Source organism: Nocardia sp. NPDC003183 (genome assembly GCF_053590715.1).
Genome location: NZ_JBSFTG010000006.1, coordinates 122,630 through 137,595 on the forward strand (window position 1 = coordinate 122,630; position 14,966 = coordinate 137,595).

Genomic DNA, 14,966 nt, shown 5'->3' on the forward strand with positions numbered 1-14,966 from the left:
GGGTCAGCGGTCGCGCAGCCACTTCTCCACCGCGTCGACGGTGGAGTCCGGATCGGTGATCCAGCCGTTGTGCCCGAGGGCCTCCGGCTGGAACCACCGGGTGACCTGTGTGCCGGGCAGCTTGCTCAGCAGGTGATCCGCGGAGGTCTGCGGGGCCATGTCGTCACCGGCGACGGTGATCGACAGGACCGGGAACTTCAGCCGCGACATCCGCTCGTCGTAGTCGATATCGGCGCCGACGGGCACGAAGCGCCCGGTACGCGCCAGCCTGGCCCAGTCCGACATGAGAACTTTGGACTGCCTGCCGTAGGCGCGCTTGCCGAGCAGGTCCCCCGGCCAGAACCCGGCCAGGTTCGACGCCACCGCCACCGCCGCGGTGCCCACCAGCACGCCCGGACCGAACACCCCGCGATACCCCCGGAAATACGGTGTGCCGGAGGCGATCAGGATCAGGCCGCCGAGCCTGCCGCGCACCCTGGCCGCGTACATCGCCGCGAGTTGCCCGCCCATGCTGTGGCCGAGCAGGTACGGCGTGCTGGCGGGGAACCGGTTGCGCACCGCGGCCAGCATCGCCGGAAAGTCCACCGAGACCAATTCGTGGTAGCCGTAGGTACTCTCGCCATCGGGTCGGCGGGTGCTCTCGCCCTGACCACGCAATTCGCCGATGGCGACATCGAATCCGCACGCGGCCAGCCGGTGTCCGAAGTACTCGTAGAACTCGCCGGGCACGGCCAGACCGGGGACGATGACCACGACCGCGCGTGGTGCGTCCGGGGTGACCGGATGCCGGTGCGCACCGGTGGCCGGAATGAGACGCACCGGCAAGGTGCTGCCGTCGGGTACCTGGATCGGGACGATCTCGACCCGCGCCATCAAGCCCCGACCGCGCCCAGGATCACCCGGCTCAGCACCTTGATCACTTCGTCGAGCGGCGGGCGTGGGTCGCTGCCGCTCCAGCCGTCGACCACGTAGTTCACCGCGCCGATGATGGCGAGCACGCGCAGTTCGTAGTCGCCGGGCGGGATTTCGCCGTGCATGGCCGCGTCCTCGGCGGCGCTGGCCAGCAGCGAACCCCACACGCGGCGCAGTTCCAGGCGGAACTTCTCGACCTTGGGGCCTGCTCCGACCACCTCGACCAACGCGACCCGCGCCTTGCGGGGATCGTTGCCGATCGACTCGACGTAGGCCCGTACGGCCGCATCGATCTGCTCGAGTACGGTCGCCTCGGACTTGTCCTCGAGCGCGGTGGCCACCGCCTCGCGCGAATGTCGGTCGATCTGCTCGTACAGCTCCAGCAGCAGAGATTCGCGACCGGTGAACTCCTCGTAGAACTGCCGAGACGATAGTCCCGCGTCCTTACAGATCGCACCGACCGAACTGTTGGCATACCCGTCGCGCGCGAAGACCGTCAGGCCTGACTCCAGAAAACGCGCACGCCGCTGGCGTTGCCGGTCCTCTACGGGTTGCCCGGCATACATTCGTCCCGTATTCGCATCCTGTGACATTGTCGCTGACAATACCGAAGGGCCTGATCCCCTCGTCATGGATCAGGCCCTTCGGCTGCCCAATCGGCCAACCGCGCGTTAGCCGAAAGATGGCTACAGACGGCTCAGTTGCCCGAGCCCTGCACCGAACCGGTGCTCAGCGAGCTGGTGAGCAGGCCGAGCAGCAGGGTCAGGATGTTGCCGTCGCTGCTGTCGTCAGTGATGTTGTAAAGCATGTGTCACTCCAAGTCGATGTTTTGTGACTTCGTTGTCACTGGCCATTTGCCGTCTCGGACGATACCCAGTGACAATGTGAAGTGGGAGTGTTTTAAAGGAATTTTCTAGAATTTTTTGTCATGGGACACAAGACCAAGGAACTCGGGGCGCGCGCGGGCCCTACATGAGCCGATTCACTCATGAGAACGAAGCCGTCGACAGCACGGGATCGTGAATATCGGCATCGCCGACACGTCATCGACGCGCTGGGGCAACCGCGATGTGAAACGTGAGTGTACCGAAGCGTGGTACTCACATCCGTTGATCGCCGATACCCACGAGCAGACGGATCCGGCGGCAACCGATGTGACTGCCGGACAGTCGAATACGGCGTTATCGGATCAGCGCAGGGTGCGACAAATCATTGCCGCCGAGCGCTGGGCGGGGTACTCCTGTTCCCATGACCACTCCGCTGAGCGACGGGCTCGAGCCCGTCGGCGACTACTGAAACGACGGACCGGGGGTGAGCGCCGACAGGCAGAACAGCCGCGACAATCTGTGCCGTAGGGATTCTCGTCGCCGGACAGCTCTACGTGGCGCTGCCGATGCTCGGCGACCCGACCGAGGCGCAGGACACCGCCCGCGGCGCGGCGACCTGGACAATCCCTGCTTTCAGGCTCGCCCACCACGCCGGCCGTCCGGCCACCGGCCCGTCGTGGAACCGGTGGAGCCCGGTGATCGCCGGGAGTCCGACGGCCTTGTCCACCCCTGCGGTGATCGCGATGCGGAATTCGAGCACGGGTCCCGCCGTACGGGGTTCGCCTCCGCGTTCCGCGCGCCGCGGTTGGTTCTGCGCTGCCTCAGCCGCCGCGCCCGGGTTGCGATCAGCCTGCAAGAATTCACCTACGGGCGGAGGCCGGTCCCCATGGGGGTGCCTATGCTGAGCGTGACAGTCCGTCACGCATACCCGGAGGCACCGTTGCCGAACACTCTCGAAGCCAGCATCGACATCGCCGCACCGCCGGAGAAGGTCTGGTCGGTACTCGCCGATCTGCGCCGCATGTCCGAGCTCAGCCCGACAACCGTGAAGATGGTCGCGCTCGGCGGCGTTCGCGACGGCGCCTTCACCGTCAACGTCAACAAGGTGGGCTGGAAGGTCTACCCGACCACCTCGCGGATCGTGCGCTTCGAGCCGAACAAGGCGCTGGCGTTCCGGATGAACGAGAACCGCACGGTCTGGGCCTACGAGCTCGAGCCGACCGCCACCGGCACCCGCGTCGTCGAGACGCGCACCGTCGACGCCAAGGGCCTGCCGGGCTGGCTGCGGGGCACGATCAAGGTCGCCATGGGCGGCGAGGAGAAGTTCGAGGCCGACCTGGTCTCGGGGATGCACGAGACGCTGAGCAAGGTGAAAGTCGCCGCCGAGCGCTGACGCCGAGCTACGCCCGAGCCCGCCGGAACTTTCCGGCGGGCTCTTTTTCGTCACGGCAGGTTGTCGCGGATCTCGTCGAGTGCCTGCGCGCTGCGCGTGAGCAGCTCCTGCACCGCCGCCAGTTCCGCCGCGGTGAATCGATCGGCCAGTGTGCGCTCCACCGCGATCGCGCGGGTGTCGGCATCGGCCATCACCGACCGTCCCGCCTCGGTCAGGCGAGTCTCCAGCACGTTCTTGTGCCACTCGTGCGGGGTCCGATCCACCAGGCCGCGCTCCTGGAGGTTGGTCAGCACGGTGTTCATCGTCGGCGGGGTGACGCCGGCCAGCCGGGCCAGGGCGGCCGCCGAGATGCCGGGGTTCTCCGCGAGGTGCAACAGCGCGCTGTACTGCGCGACGGTCAGCCCGGCCGGTTTCAACGCGGCAGTCTTGGTCGCGATCAGGGCTTGCTCGGCGCGCTTGATGTACGAGCCGAGCCTCTCGGCGGCGGGCATGGACGTCATGAGTGCATGATATCCGCCCATCACTTCGTAACTCCCTTGACGATCATAACGACTCTAATTTACATTACTGCCTATCGCTTGATGTTCGGCATTACATCACTGAGAGGCTTCATCATGTTGCGAACCATTGCCGTCGCCACCGCATGCCTGGCCCTGACCGCGTGCGGGACCTCGCCTGCCACACCCACGCTGAGCACGGCCTACGAACTGCCGGGCAGCGCCGTATATCCCGAGGGCATCGGCTTGGACGCGCGCAACGGCGACACCTATGTCGGGTCGTTCGCGGACGGAGCCGTCTACCGGGCGACGGCCGACGCCGCGCGCGCGGAGGTGTTCCTGCCCGCGGGCGCCGACGGCAGGAAGACAGCGAACGGCGTGAAGGTCGATCGGAGCGGTCGGCTGTGGGTGATCGATTCCGGTGTGGGCGTGAGTGTGTACGACACCGGGTCACGCGCACTGCTCGCGAAGTTCGCAGTACCCGGTGACGCACCACGTTTCGTCAACGATCTGGATTTCGGGGCGGACGGGTCCGCCTACCTGACCGACAGCGTGCGCAATGTCGTCTACCGAGCGGTCGTCGGCTCCGGCCGTGACGAATTGACCGTGGCCTACGACCTGACCGCCACCCTCGGACCGCGTGAGCCGAAGGTGTTCGAGCTCAACGGAATTGTCGCCGACCCGGCCGGGACGTATCTGATCGTCGTCGCCATGTCAGCGGCCGAGCTGTACCGCATCGACCTCACCGGCGGCCAGGAAACGATTCGTAAGGTGGCGCTGACCGGTGGCGATGCGCGCCACGGCGACGGCTTGGACCTGCGCGGGGACACCCTGTGGATCGTTCACAACCTCGACAACACCATCAGCCGCTGGACCCTCGGCGACAACGGCGCCACCGCCACCCGCACCGGCGAATTCCACGATCCCGCGCTGAATGTTCCCACCACGATGGTGCATTCGGGCGAGCAGGCGCTGATCGTCTCCTCACAGTTCGACAAGGGCGGACCACTGGGGGCGCAGGGCACACCGGGGACGTTCGTGGTCTCCGCCGTCAGTGGGATCTGATGAATTCGCCCAGCACGGAGACGAACTCGTCCGGTTGCTCGACCTGGGGCGAATGGCCCGCGTGCTCGACGAGGTGGGTGTCGGCGCCCGCCGCGGCGAAGCGGGCGAGGGTCTCGGTGCTGTCGTAGAGGTTGTCGTGACGGCCGTGGACGGCGAGGACGGGCTGGTCGAGGGCTTGCGCGCGGATGTCGAGCGGGGCGGCCGCGAAGTCGGCGGCACGGCCGCCCACCGCGTAGGCGAGGCCGCCGGGAAGGGCAGTGCGGAAATCGCGGACCAGCGCTTCGGCCAGGCCGGGCGCCGAGTCGTAACGGAATCGGGGCGCGAAGACCGAACGGTTCGCCAGGCGGATCACCGGTCCGGGTGTCCACCGTTGCGCCAAGCGCACCGACCACGGACGGACCACCCATCTCGCGGCGGTCGGGATGCTCGCGGCCCGGTAGTCCGGAGCCTGGCCGACGACCACGACGCGAGCCACCCGATGCGACGCGGCGGCGAGTTCCAGCGCGATCTCGGCGCCGAACGAGTGGCCGACCACCGTCACGTCGGTGAGGTCGAGGTCGTTCATGAGGGCGACGAGCGGAGCGGTGCGGGCCGCGGCGCTGAAGTCGCCGTCGGCGCCCAGGTCGTGCATGTCCACGCGGATCACCCGGAAGGTCGCGACCATCCGCTCGGCGACCGCGGCGAACCAGTCGACCGAGCCGGGGATGCCGTGCAGGAACACGATCGCCGGTGCCGTGGGTTCGCCTTCGTCCACAACCAACACGTCAACCACCCTAGTCGCGCACGGCCGAATAGGCTCTCGGCATGTCTACCGCCCTGCTGTACGGCCTCGGTACCGCGGTCCCGCTGCTGATCGGGGTGGCGGTGGGGCTGCGGTGGACGCTGCCGAAAGCCGTGCTCGCCGCGATGATGGCGTTCGGCGCGGGCACGATGATCGCGGCGATATCGGAGGAGCTCTTCGCGCCCGCCTTCCACCGCGACGGCGCGCTGCTCGCCGGCAGCGCGCTGTTCGCCGGTGCGGGGGTGTACGTGGTCGCCAACCATCTCATCGAGAACAAACTGGGGCCCGCCGCTATCGGCTGGGCGTTGTTGCTCGGGACGGTGCTCGACGGCGTGCCGGAGAACCTCGCACTGGGTGTATCCCTCAGTGGCGGAGGCGGATTGGTGTTGGTGGTCGCGATCGCGGCGGGCAATGTGCCCGAAGCGGTCAGCGGGGCGGTACTCATGCGCGAGCAGCACGGGTTCGAGGCGGGCCGGACCTTCGCGCTCTGGGCGGTGACCGCCGCGGTGCTCGTCGCGGTGACCGTGCTGGGAAACGCTTACGCCGACTCGGTTTCGACGACCGCGATCAGCGCGGTCCAAGCGTTCGCGGGCGGCGCCACGATCGCGGTACTGGCCGACTCGCTCGTCCCCGAGGCTTATCGCGAAGGCGGCTGGTGGGTCGGAATGGCAACCGCGGCAGGATTCTTCGTCGCTTTCGCCATCGGCTGAGCCATTCCGCCCGGTCGCGGCCAGAATTTCATCTCCGTACCGGTGGCAATATTCCGCCGGTTCGCATACGCTTCGCCGCGGATGAAAACGCCTCTTGGAGGGACGAGTGATCACTCCGAACAGGCCGGAGGACGTAGCCGATGCTCGGCACGCGGTGCCGTTGACCCAACTGATACACCTGATGGCGGAGTATCAGCAGCTCGGCGCGCACCGTGACACCTTTCTCGCCACCCCCGCCGACGACACCTTCGTGCGCGGCTGTGGCATCGTCGCGGGCTGTATCGCCACCATCGGCATCATCGTCGCGGCCGTCGGCGGCTGGCAGGGCGGTGTGGCACTGCTCGTGATCGCCGGCGCGCCCGTCCTGCTCGCACTGCGCCGCGGGGTGATCAACCGGCAGAACCGCGCCGCCCGCATCGACCTGTTCGACCAGGGCGTCACCGTCTACCGCTCGGGTCAGCGCGTGGCCGGATTCCGGTGGGACAGCACCGAAGTGCGTCAGCACGCGATCCCGTTCCACGACACCACCCCCGTCACCTACCTGCTGGAGCTGTCGGGCCCCGGCGGTGTCGAAGCGACCATCGACGAAGAGGGTTTCGCCCGCGCCCGTGAATGGGCCCGCGCCATCCAATCCGCCGTCACCGCAACCCAACTCCCCGCCGCGGTGGCCGCCATCGACAACGGCGAAACCGTCCCCTTCGGCGACCTCTCCCTCTCCCTCGACGCCCTCACCTTCCGCAGCGAAGCCCTGTCCTGGGAAGACATCCAGCTCATCGACGCCCGCAGCGGCCACATCCGCATCAAACTCTCCGGCGTGTGGATGTCGCTGGCTCCCGTCAGCACCATCCCCAACTTCTACATCTTCAACGAACTCGCCGAACGCCTCCGCCTCACACCGGTCGGCTGACTTCGCCACCTCGGCGAAGCCGCCGTTGTCACTCCCCTTTTTGTTTTTGCACGCCGAAGGCCGGCCCACCGTGGTGGACCGGCCTTCGTGACTTGCGTTGGAACCAGCTGATCAGCGGATCAGAAGTCCATGCCGCCCATGCCGCCGGTGGGATCGCCGCCCGCGGGGGCGGACTTCTCCGGCTTGTCGGCGACTACGGCCTCGGTGGTGAGGAAGAGCGCGGCGATGGAGGCCGCGTTCTGCAGGGCCGAGCGGGTGACCTTGACCGGGTCGGCAACGCCGGCGGCCAGCAGGTTCTCGTAGACACCGGTGTCGGCGTTCAGGCCTTCGCCCTCGGGGAGGTTGGAGACCTTCTCGGCCACGACGCCGGGCTCGAGGCCCGCGTTGAAGGCGATCTGCTTGAGCGGAGCCGACAGCGCGACGCGCACGATGTTGACACCGGTCGCCTCGTCAGCGGTCAGGCCGCTGAAGCCGTCGAGCGCGGGGGCGGCCTGCAGCAGCGCGACGCCACCACCGGCAACGATGCCCTCTTCGACGGCGGCCTTGGCGTTGCGCACGGCATCTTCGATGCGGTGCTTGCGCTCCTTGAGCTCGACCTCGGTGGCGGCACCGGCCTTGATCACCGCGACACCGCCGGCCAGCTTGGCCAGACGCTCCTGCAGCTTCTCACGGTCGTAGTCCGAATCCGAGGACTCGATCTCGGCGCGGATCTGCGCCACGCGGCCCTTGATGGCCTCCGCGTCGCCCGCACCCTCGACGATGGTGGTCTCGTCCTTGGTGATGACGACCTTGCGCGCGGTGCCGAGCAGCTCGATGCCTGCGGTCTCCAGGGAGAGGCCGACCTCTTCGCTGATGACCTCGCCACCGGTGAGGATGGCGATATCGGCCAGCTGGGCCTTGCGACGGTCACCGAAGCCCGGCGCCTTGACGGCGACAGACTTGAAGGTGCCACGGATCTTGTTCACGACCAGGGTCGACAGGGCTTCGCCCTCGACGTCCTCGGCGATGATCAGCAGCGGCTTACCGGCCTGGATGACCTTCTCCAGCAGCGGCAGCAGGTCCTTGACCGTCGAGATCTTGGACGAGACGAGCAGGATGTACGGATCCTCGAGGACCGCTTCCTGACGCTCGGGGTCGGTCACGAAGTAACCGGAGATGTAGCCCTTGTCGAAGCGCATGCCCTCGGTGAGCTCCAGCTGGAGCCCGAAGGTGTTGCTCTCCTCGACGGTGATGACACCTTCCTTGCCGACCTTGTCCATCGCCTCGGCGATGAGCTGGCCGATGGCCGGGTCGCCCGCGGAGATACCAGCGGTAGCAGCGATCTGCTCCTTGGTGTCGATCTCCTTGGCGGTGTCGAGCAGCTTGGCGGTGACGGCCTCGACGGCCTTCTCGATGCCACGCTTCAGGCCGAGCGGGTTCGCGCCGGCCGCGACGTTGCGCAGACCTTCACGCACGAGCGCCTGGGCGAGCACGGTGGCGGTGGTCGTACCGTCGCCGGCGACGTCGTCCGTCTTCTTGGCGACTTCCTTGACCAGCTCGGCGCCGATCTTCTCGTACGGGTCCTCGAGGTCGATCTCCTTGGCGATGGACACACCATCGTTGGTGATCGTGGGGGCGCCCCACTTCTTCTCGAGTACGACGTTGCGACCCTTCGGGCCCAGCGTCACCTTGACAGCGTCGGCGAGGGCGTTCAGACCCCGCTCGAGACCGCGACGGGCCTCTTCGTCGTACGCAATTGTCTTGGCCATTGCGTTGAGATCCTCCACATGTCTATGGCTGACACACGAGACGACCACAGGTTGGATCGCCCCAAAGTACGCTGGCCAGGAGGTGCCCGCGACGGACGACCGAGGGTGTCGATGGAACCCGATCTCACCGTCCCGACCTGGCACTCAACAGTCACGAGTGCCAAGCCATTTTTAGCACTCAGGTGGTGAGAGTGCAAGGTCGCGCCCAGCGCGCAGGACACACCGGGCGCGCCCCCGCGTTCTCAGGTCTCGTCCTGCACCGAAGCCAGGAACTGATTCAGCAGCTCGACGAGCTCGGCCTCTACGACGGCCTTGTCAAGGCCCAGACCGCTGAGTACGCCCGCGCCGTTCTCCTGTTCCAGCAGAGCCAGCAGGATGTGCTCGGTGCCGATGTAGTTGTGACCGAGCCGCAGCGCCTCGCGAAAGGTGAGCTCGAGGACCTTCTTCGTGTCGCCGTCGAAGGGGATGAGCGCGGGCACGTCACCGTCGGCGGCGGGCAGCGAGGCGGTCGCGGCAGCGCGCACGGCGTCCAGTGCGACACCCCTGGCGATGATCTCCTTGGCAGCCAGACCTTCCGGCTGGCCGATCAGGCCGAGGATCAGATGCCCGAGCGCGATCTGGCTGCTCCCCGAGGCGCGGGCCGCCTCCTGCGAGCCTACGACCACCTGCCGGGCCCGGTCGGTGAACTTGGCGAAGCCCGCCTGCGGATCCATGGCGGCCGCATCGCTCGGACCCTTGGGCACGAATCGTTTCTGCACGGCCTGCTTGCTCACGCCCATGCTGGCGCCGATATCGGTCCAGGAGGCGCCGGAACGGCGAGCCTGGTCGACGAAGTGGCCGATCAGGTGGTCGGCGGTCTCGCCGAGGTGATTGGCGGCGACCACCGCGTCGGAGAGTTGGTCGAGGACGTTGTCGGGGCGGGCCTTCTTGATGCCGTCGATGAGGTCGTCGAGGCGAAAGTTCGGAGTGCTCATGCGTCAACCATAGGTTGACGATGCCGGATCGTCAACGATTGGTTGACGGCAAATTCCTGGCAGAGTGTCGCCATGGGGAGAATTCGGCGCTGGGCGCCGCGCGTGATGGGGATCATCGTGACGGCGGCGTGCCTGATCGGAGCCGGGCGACTGCTGTGGCCGCAACCGGGCCTGGACGGGCAGCCCGGGTCGACCGCGCGCCAGCTGGCCTTCGTGCGTGACGCGCTCGACGACGGCTCGGATACCGCTGCGCAGCAACTGTTTCCGGAGGGGTACGTCTTCTCGAACGTGCTCTACGGTCTCGCCTGGGTACAGGCCGCGCACACCGATCCAGGACTGCGTGACAACGCGCTCCGCGAAGCACGCTGGGCGCTGGCCAGAACCGAATCCGACGAGGGCCGTGCGGTTTTCAGCCCCGGGTTGCAGCCCGCGTACGGAGTGTTCTGGGCCGGGTGGACCAACTGGCTGCGGGGCGCGATCCTGTCGCTCGACCGCTCCGATACCACTGCGGTGCACCAGTTCTCCACGCACAGCGCCGAGATCGCACAGGCGTTCTCCGCGGCCGGCACACCGTTTCTCCAGGCCTATCGAGGTCAGGCGTGGCCGGTCGATTCGACCGTCGCGGTGGCTTCCCTTCGCCTGCACGACAAGCTGTTCGGGGCGCGGTACACGGCGGTGATAGATCGCTGGCTCGCGCAGGCCGAGACCCGCCTCGACCCCGCGACCGGCCTACTGCCGCATCAGGTTTCACCGACCGACGGATCGATGTTGACCGGCGCCCGGGCAACCTCACAGACAGTGATACTTCGATTCCTGCCCGAGATCGACCCAGCATTCGCGAAGAGCCACTACGCGCGGTACCGAGACCGATATCTCACCTATCCAGGCGGTTTCGGGCCCGCCATTCGCGAATATCCGAAGGGTGTCGACGGGAGCGGTGACGTCGACTCGGGACCGTTGGTCGCCGGAGTCAGCCTTTCCGCCACTGTCGTCGCCCAGGGCGCCGCCCGCGTGAACGGCGACAGCGACTTGGCGGCCGCGATCGGCTCCGCAGGTGAGCTGCTCGGACTGCCGATCGGCCTGCCTGGCTCCAAGCGGTACGCCTTCGGCCTGATGCCCATCGGGGACGCGTTCGTGGTGTGGTCGTCAACGGCACGTCTGCTGACCGAGCCGACGACGGCGCTCGCACGAGATGTGCGCTGGTGGTGGCGGCTGCCATGGCTCAGCGTGCTCCTCGTGATCGCGATCGCGCCCTGGGCAGGGCCGCTGACCCGACACGCTCGACGCCGGTGGCCGCGCCGCAGACGAGACACCGCCACCTGACCGCACCGGACGACCCCGGCGCAATCGCCCCACTTCGCGGCCCCCGGTCAGATCTGACCCAACGGCCGCGAAGAGGGCGACTACGCCAGTCGGTCGGACTATCGCAGGCCGACCGTGAAGGCCGTGCCACGCACGATCAGTTCCTTGATCAGCGCGCCGACACGGCCCGTGAGCACCGTGCTCGTCGGGGTGTCATCGGCCTTGACCACCTGGAACACCGCGTCACGGCGGCCCAGGCTGATGCACTGCGCGACGTAGCGGCCCTTCATCGGCTCGGGTTCGCGGCCACGCGCCCGCGCCGTGATGGCCCCGACAACGTACTGGCCGGCGGGAATCGCTGTCGCGCAAGCCATCCGCAGCGGGCGGCCGTCCACGCCGACCATCAGCGCGGCGTCGCCGACGGCGTAGATGTCGGGGTGCGACACCGAGCGCAGCGTGTCGTCGGTGCGGATACGGCCGTCGTCGGCGACCTCCAGACCCGCGCGACGAGCCAGATCGGGGACGGTGAAACCGGTGGTCCAAACGGTGGTATCGGCGGGCACCAGGGTGCCGTCGGCGAGGCGAACCGCATCGGAGAGCACCTCGACAACCTTGACGCCGGAACGGATTTCGACGCCGGCCCACGTGAGCGCGTCCCGGATCAACTGGTGCGCGCGCGGCGAGAGCCAAGCGCCCGGGTCCTCGGTACCGAGCAGGCTGATCCGCGAATCCGGCTGCGACTCAGCGAGTTCGGTGGCCAGTTCGATGCCGGTCGGGCCCGAGCCGACGATGACGATCTGACCCGACAGTTCCGTCAGATCCTCGGCGGTGGCGACGAACTTCGCGTGCTCGGCCGCTCCGGGCACGGCGTCGCGGTCGGCCTGGCTGCCGAGCGCGTAGACGAGGGTGTCGTAGTGCAACGTCCACTCGCCGTCCAGGGCGACGATCTTGCGATCCGGGTCCAGGTCGGTGACCCGCGCCTGGAGGAATTCGATGCCCTTGCGTCCCAGCGACTTCCGCAGGTCGAGCCGCTTGACCGGCTGACCGGCGGCGGCCTGGTGCAGACGCACCCGCTGCACGAATTCGGCGCGGCCGTCCACGACGGTGATCTGGGAGTCGCGAGTCTTCTTCGCGAGGGCACGGGCCGCGGTGAGTCCCGCGTACCCGGCGCCGAGGACGACGATCCGATGCTGACCGGTCATGGTGTGGCTCCTTCTCTCGAAATGCCTACACACACCAGACCGATCAGCCCCCGAGTTCCTGACAGCTTCTCTAAGTGATCTGTATCACACGGTTATGGCGCCCAGTTTGATCGGGTTCACGACCGTGCGGACCGCCGCGATCGAGCCCGCTTCGTCGAAGTCGAACACGAGTACACCGGCCGGAATCTCGTCCTGGATCAGGATCAGGCCCACGTCGCCGTTGATCTCGGTGAATTCGAACCGCGACGTGGGGCTGAGGAAGCGCCGCAGGTTGGACAGGTAGCGCGCGACCACATCGCCACCGACCACCGGGATCTTGGCCGCGACCACCCGGCCGCCGCCATCGGCGACCGACACCACGTCGTCGGCGAGCAGTTCGCGCAGACCGGCCACATCGCCGGTCGAGGCCGCTTGCAGAAACTTCTCGATCATCGTGCGCGCGTGCTCGGCCGACACCACGAAGCGCTGCTTACCGGTGCGCACCCGCTGACCGGCCCGATGGAATATCTGCTGGGTGTTGGCCACGGTGAGGTCGAGCATCTCCGCGATCTCGCCATGGGAGTAGCCGAACGCCTCACGCAGCACGAACACGGCGCGTTCGATCGGGCTGAGCCGTTCCATCGCGGTGAGCACCGCCAGGGACACCGATTCGCGTTCCTCGACGGTGCCCAGCGGACCGAGCGCGCCGCCGCCGGTCGGTACCGGCTCCGGCAGCCACTGCCCGACATAGGTCTCGCGCCGGGCGCGAGCCGAAACGAGCTGGGTACGACACAGATTCACGGTGACGGTCGTCAACCACGCTTCGGTATTGGCGATCTCGGCGTGGTCGGCCAGCGCCCACCGCAGGTATACCTCCTGCACGACGTCCTCGGCCTCACTCGCCGCACCGAACATCCGGTACGCAAGCGAGAACAGCCGCGGCCGATGCTCCAGAAACTCAGTGATATCGGTGGCCGGCGCCGCGGGGTCCTCGGGTGGCGGAGGTGGCGTTGATTGCTCCATGTCGAAACGTCCAGTCGCGAGGGTCGGATGCCTGGTCAGTCGTCGTTGCGCGGGCGACGCAGGCGCAGGCGCGCCGAGCCACGGATCGCCGGTCGGCGGATCGCGGGCATCCGTCGCTGCGCCCGCCGTTGAGCCCGCCGCTCAGCCGGCTTGTGCTGCCAGGTCTCCGGCCGCGCGGCCACCCAGCGGGCCGACCGCCAGGCGAACGGGATGTGCGCGAGGTAGAGCGCGACCAAGATCAGCAGCAGCACGATCGGGTACGTGACCAGCAGCGCGGCGGCCAGCGCGGTGAGCACCAGCAGCCCGGCCGCGGCCTGCGGAGCGACCGACACCGACTTCATCGCCAGGGTCGGGATGGTGCTCACGCACAGCAGCGCGGCGAAGACCGTCCAGGCGGCGACGAAGGCGAAACCGTCCCACCAGCCGTCGCCGAACTGCACCTTCAGCGCGATCGGCACCAGCGCGATCAGCGCTCCGGCGGGCGCGGGGACACCGACGAAGTACTCACGCGCCCAGTTGGGCCGGGAATCGTCGTCGAGCAGGGTGTTGAAGCGGGCAAGGCGCAAGACCAGGCTCACCGCGAACAACAGCGCGACGATCCAGCCCGCGCTGTTGCCGTCGAGCAGGGTCACGTAGATGACCAGCGCGGGCGCGACGCCGAACGAGATCGCGTCCGAGAGCGAATCGAGTTCGGCGCCCATCTTGCTGGTGGCGTCGAGCATGCGCGCGAGCCGCCCGTCGAGCGTGTCGAGCACGGCGGCGGCACCGACCATCGCCAGCGCGATCCCGAGCTCACCGTCGAGCCCGAACTTCACTGCCGACAGGCCGGCGCACAGCGCGAGAATGGTGACGACGCTCGGCAGCAATCGCACCGAGCGGGGTCGTTTGCGAGGTGCTGTGCGAGCCTGTTCGATCATCCCAGCACAGCCAGGACTGTTTCGGCCCCGATCGTGCGCTGCCCGGGGGCCACCAGCAGTTCGGTGCCGATCGGGAAGTACGTGTCGACGCGAGACCCGAACCGGATCAGGCCGTAGGTGTCACCGATGGTGAGCAGGTCACCGACGCGGGCGTCGCAGACGATGCGACGGGCCAGCAGTCCGGCGATCTGCACCACGACGACCTGCTTACCGTCGGCGGTGTCGATGACCATGCTGTTGCGCTCGTTGGCGTCGGAGGCCTCCGGCAGATCGGCCGAGAGGAACTTGCCCGGCTGATGCAGCACCTCGCGCACGGTTCCGGACACCGGAACGCGCTGCACGTGCACATCGAGCACCGACAGGAAGATGCTGACGCGCGGCAACGGCTGATCGCCGAGTCCGAGCTCGACGGGCGGCACCGCGGTGTCGACCAGCGCCACTTCACCGTCGGCGGGCGCGACCACGATGCCCGCCCGGTTCGGCGGCACGCGATGCGGGTGCCGGAAGAAAGCGGCGCAGGCGGCGGCCGAGGCCAGACCGGCCCTCCGCACCCATTTATTACGTCCGCCGATGACCGCCACTGCCAACGGCACCGCCACGAACGGCAGTCCGGCGGGATGTAGTGGGGGTACAGCGGCCCGCACCAAGTCGACGACATGTCCGACGCCGGTGGTATCGGGCGTGCCGGGCGGGGTGGGGCGGCGTGCCACGGGCTCCCTCTTTCGTGTG

Annotated in this window: 16 protein-coding genes; 5 read left to right on the forward strand and 11 right to left on the reverse strand. The window is 67.8% G+C overall.

Going from position 1 to position 14,966, the window contains the following annotated elements:
- Window positions 1-3: 3 nt before the first annotated feature.
- The 3 genes from ACWDXS_RS20290 to ACWDXS_RS20300 form a co-directional block, all read right to left on the reverse strand.
- Window positions 4-873, reverse strand: coding sequence for an alpha/beta hydrolase family protein (locus ACWDXS_RS20290; RefSeq protein WP_378991177.1), 870 nt, complete (start codon window positions 871-873; stop codon window positions 4-6).
- Window positions 873-1,505: a TetR/AcrR family transcriptional regulator gene (locus ACWDXS_RS20295; RefSeq protein ID WP_378916482.1), complete on the reverse strand. Its 633-nt coding sequence runs from the start codon at window positions 1,503-1,505 to the stop codon at window positions 873-875. The genes ACWDXS_RS20290 and ACWDXS_RS20295 overlap by 1 nt, the downstream gene beginning before the upstream one ends.
- A gap of 784 nt (window positions 1,506-2,289) precedes the next feature.
- A complete protein-coding gene (locus tag ACWDXS_RS20300) occupies window positions 2,290-2,499 on the reverse strand; it encodes a hypothetical protein (protein ID WP_449967712.1) in 210 nt (69 codons plus the stop codon).
- Between the two features lie 180 nt (window positions 2,500-2,679).
- Here ACWDXS_RS20300 and ACWDXS_RS20305 point away from each other — a divergent pair, with 180 nt between their 5' ends.
- Window positions 2,680-3,132, forward strand: coding sequence for an SRPBCC family protein (locus tag ACWDXS_RS20305; RefSeq protein WP_379313541.1), 453 nt, complete (start codon window positions 2,680-2,682; stop codon window positions 3,130-3,132).
- Between the two features lie 50 nt (window positions 3,133-3,182).
- Here the strand turns inward: ACWDXS_RS20305 and ACWDXS_RS20310 are convergent, their stop codons facing one another.
- Window positions 3,183-3,632 carry a MarR family winged helix-turn-helix transcriptional regulator gene (locus ACWDXS_RS20310; protein WP_378633870.1) on the reverse strand — a complete coding sequence of 150 codons (450 nt, stop codon included), beginning with the start codon at window positions 3,630-3,632 and terminating at the stop codon, window positions 3,183-3,185.
- Window positions 3,633-3,746: 114 nt separating this feature from the next.
- Here ACWDXS_RS20310 and ACWDXS_RS20315 point away from each other — a divergent pair, with 114 nt between their 5' ends.
- A complete protein-coding gene (locus ACWDXS_RS20315) occupies window positions 3,747-4,694 on the forward strand; it encodes an SMP-30/gluconolactonase/LRE family protein (RefSeq protein WP_387445572.1) in 948 nt (315 codons plus the stop codon).
- Here the strand turns inward: ACWDXS_RS20315 and ACWDXS_RS20320 are convergent.
- Window positions 4,681-5,457, reverse strand: coding sequence for an alpha/beta fold hydrolase (locus tag ACWDXS_RS20320; RefSeq protein ID WP_387445571.1), 777 nt, complete (start codon window positions 5,455-5,457; stop codon window positions 4,681-4,683). The two genes, ACWDXS_RS20315 and ACWDXS_RS20320, sit on opposite strands and share 14 nt — an antisense overlap.
- Before the next feature lie 41 nt (window positions 5,458-5,498).
- Between ACWDXS_RS20320 and ACWDXS_RS20325 the strand changes: the two genes are divergently transcribed.
- Both ACWDXS_RS20325 and ACWDXS_RS20330 read left to right on the forward strand, forming a co-directional pair.
- The gene (locus ACWDXS_RS20325; RefSeq protein WP_378991182.1) at window positions 5,499-6,185 is read left to right on the forward strand and encodes a ZIP family metal transporter; all 687 of its coding nucleotides are present in this window, start codon (window positions 5,499-5,501) and stop codon (window positions 6,183-6,185) included.
- A gap of 106 nt (window positions 6,186-6,291) precedes the next feature.
- Complete coding sequence (locus tag ACWDXS_RS20330; protein ID WP_378991184.1) at window positions 6,292-7,092, forward strand: DUF6585 family protein; 801 nt, start codon at window positions 6,292-6,294, stop codon at window positions 7,090-7,092.
- Between the two features lie 119 nt (window positions 7,093-7,211).
- Here ACWDXS_RS20330 and groL read toward each other — a convergent pair whose 3' ends face one another.
- Both groL and ACWDXS_RS20340 read right to left on the reverse strand, forming a co-directional pair.
- Complete coding sequence (groL, locus tag ACWDXS_RS20335; RefSeq protein WP_056816261.1) at window positions 7,212-8,840, reverse strand: chaperonin GroEL; 1,629 nt, start codon at window positions 8,838-8,840, stop codon at window positions 7,212-7,214.
- Between the two features lie 242 nt (window positions 8,841-9,082).
- Entirely contained in the window at window positions 9,083-9,814 is a 732-nt protein-coding gene (locus ACWDXS_RS20340) for a Clp protease N-terminal domain-containing protein (protein ID WP_449967719.1), read from the reverse strand.
- Window positions 9,815-9,886: 72 nt separating this feature from the next.
- Here ACWDXS_RS20340 and ACWDXS_RS20345 point away from each other — a divergent pair, with 72 nt between their 5' ends.
- Window positions 9,887-11,137 carry a hypothetical protein gene (locus tag ACWDXS_RS20345; protein WP_449967722.1) on the forward strand — a complete coding sequence of 417 codons (1,251 nt, stop codon included), beginning with the start codon at window positions 9,887-9,889 and terminating at the stop codon, window positions 11,135-11,137.
- A 98-nt stretch (window positions 11,138-11,235) separates the two neighbouring features.
- On the opposite strand, the gene ACWDXS_RS20350 is transcribed toward ACWDXS_RS20345, so the two are convergent.
- From ACWDXS_RS20350 to ACWDXS_RS20365, 4 genes are all read right to left on the reverse strand, one after another.
- Window positions 11,236-12,318 (reverse strand): NAD(P)/FAD-dependent oxidoreductase, encoded by a 1,083-nt coding sequence (locus tag ACWDXS_RS20350; protein WP_449967725.1) that lies wholly within the window; start codon window positions 12,316-12,318, stop codon window positions 11,236-11,238.
- An 84-nt stretch (window positions 12,319-12,402) separates the two neighbouring features.
- Window positions 12,403-13,320, reverse strand: coding sequence for an RNA polymerase sigma-70 factor (locus ACWDXS_RS20355; RefSeq protein ID WP_449967728.1), 918 nt, complete (start codon window positions 13,318-13,320; stop codon window positions 12,403-12,405).
- Between the two features lie 35 nt (window positions 13,321-13,355).
- On the reverse strand, window positions 13,356-14,237 hold the full coding sequence (locus tag ACWDXS_RS20360; RefSeq protein ID WP_378633841.1) for a CDP-alcohol phosphatidyltransferase family protein: 882 nt from the start codon (window positions 14,235-14,237) through the stop codon (window positions 13,356-13,358).
- Window positions 14,234-14,947, reverse strand: coding sequence for a phosphatidylserine decarboxylase (locus tag ACWDXS_RS20365; RefSeq protein ID WP_364403759.1), 714 nt, complete (start codon window positions 14,945-14,947; stop codon window positions 14,234-14,236). The genes ACWDXS_RS20360 and ACWDXS_RS20365 overlap by 4 nt, the downstream gene beginning before the upstream one ends.
- Between the last annotated feature and the right edge of the window lie 19 nt (window positions 14,948-14,966).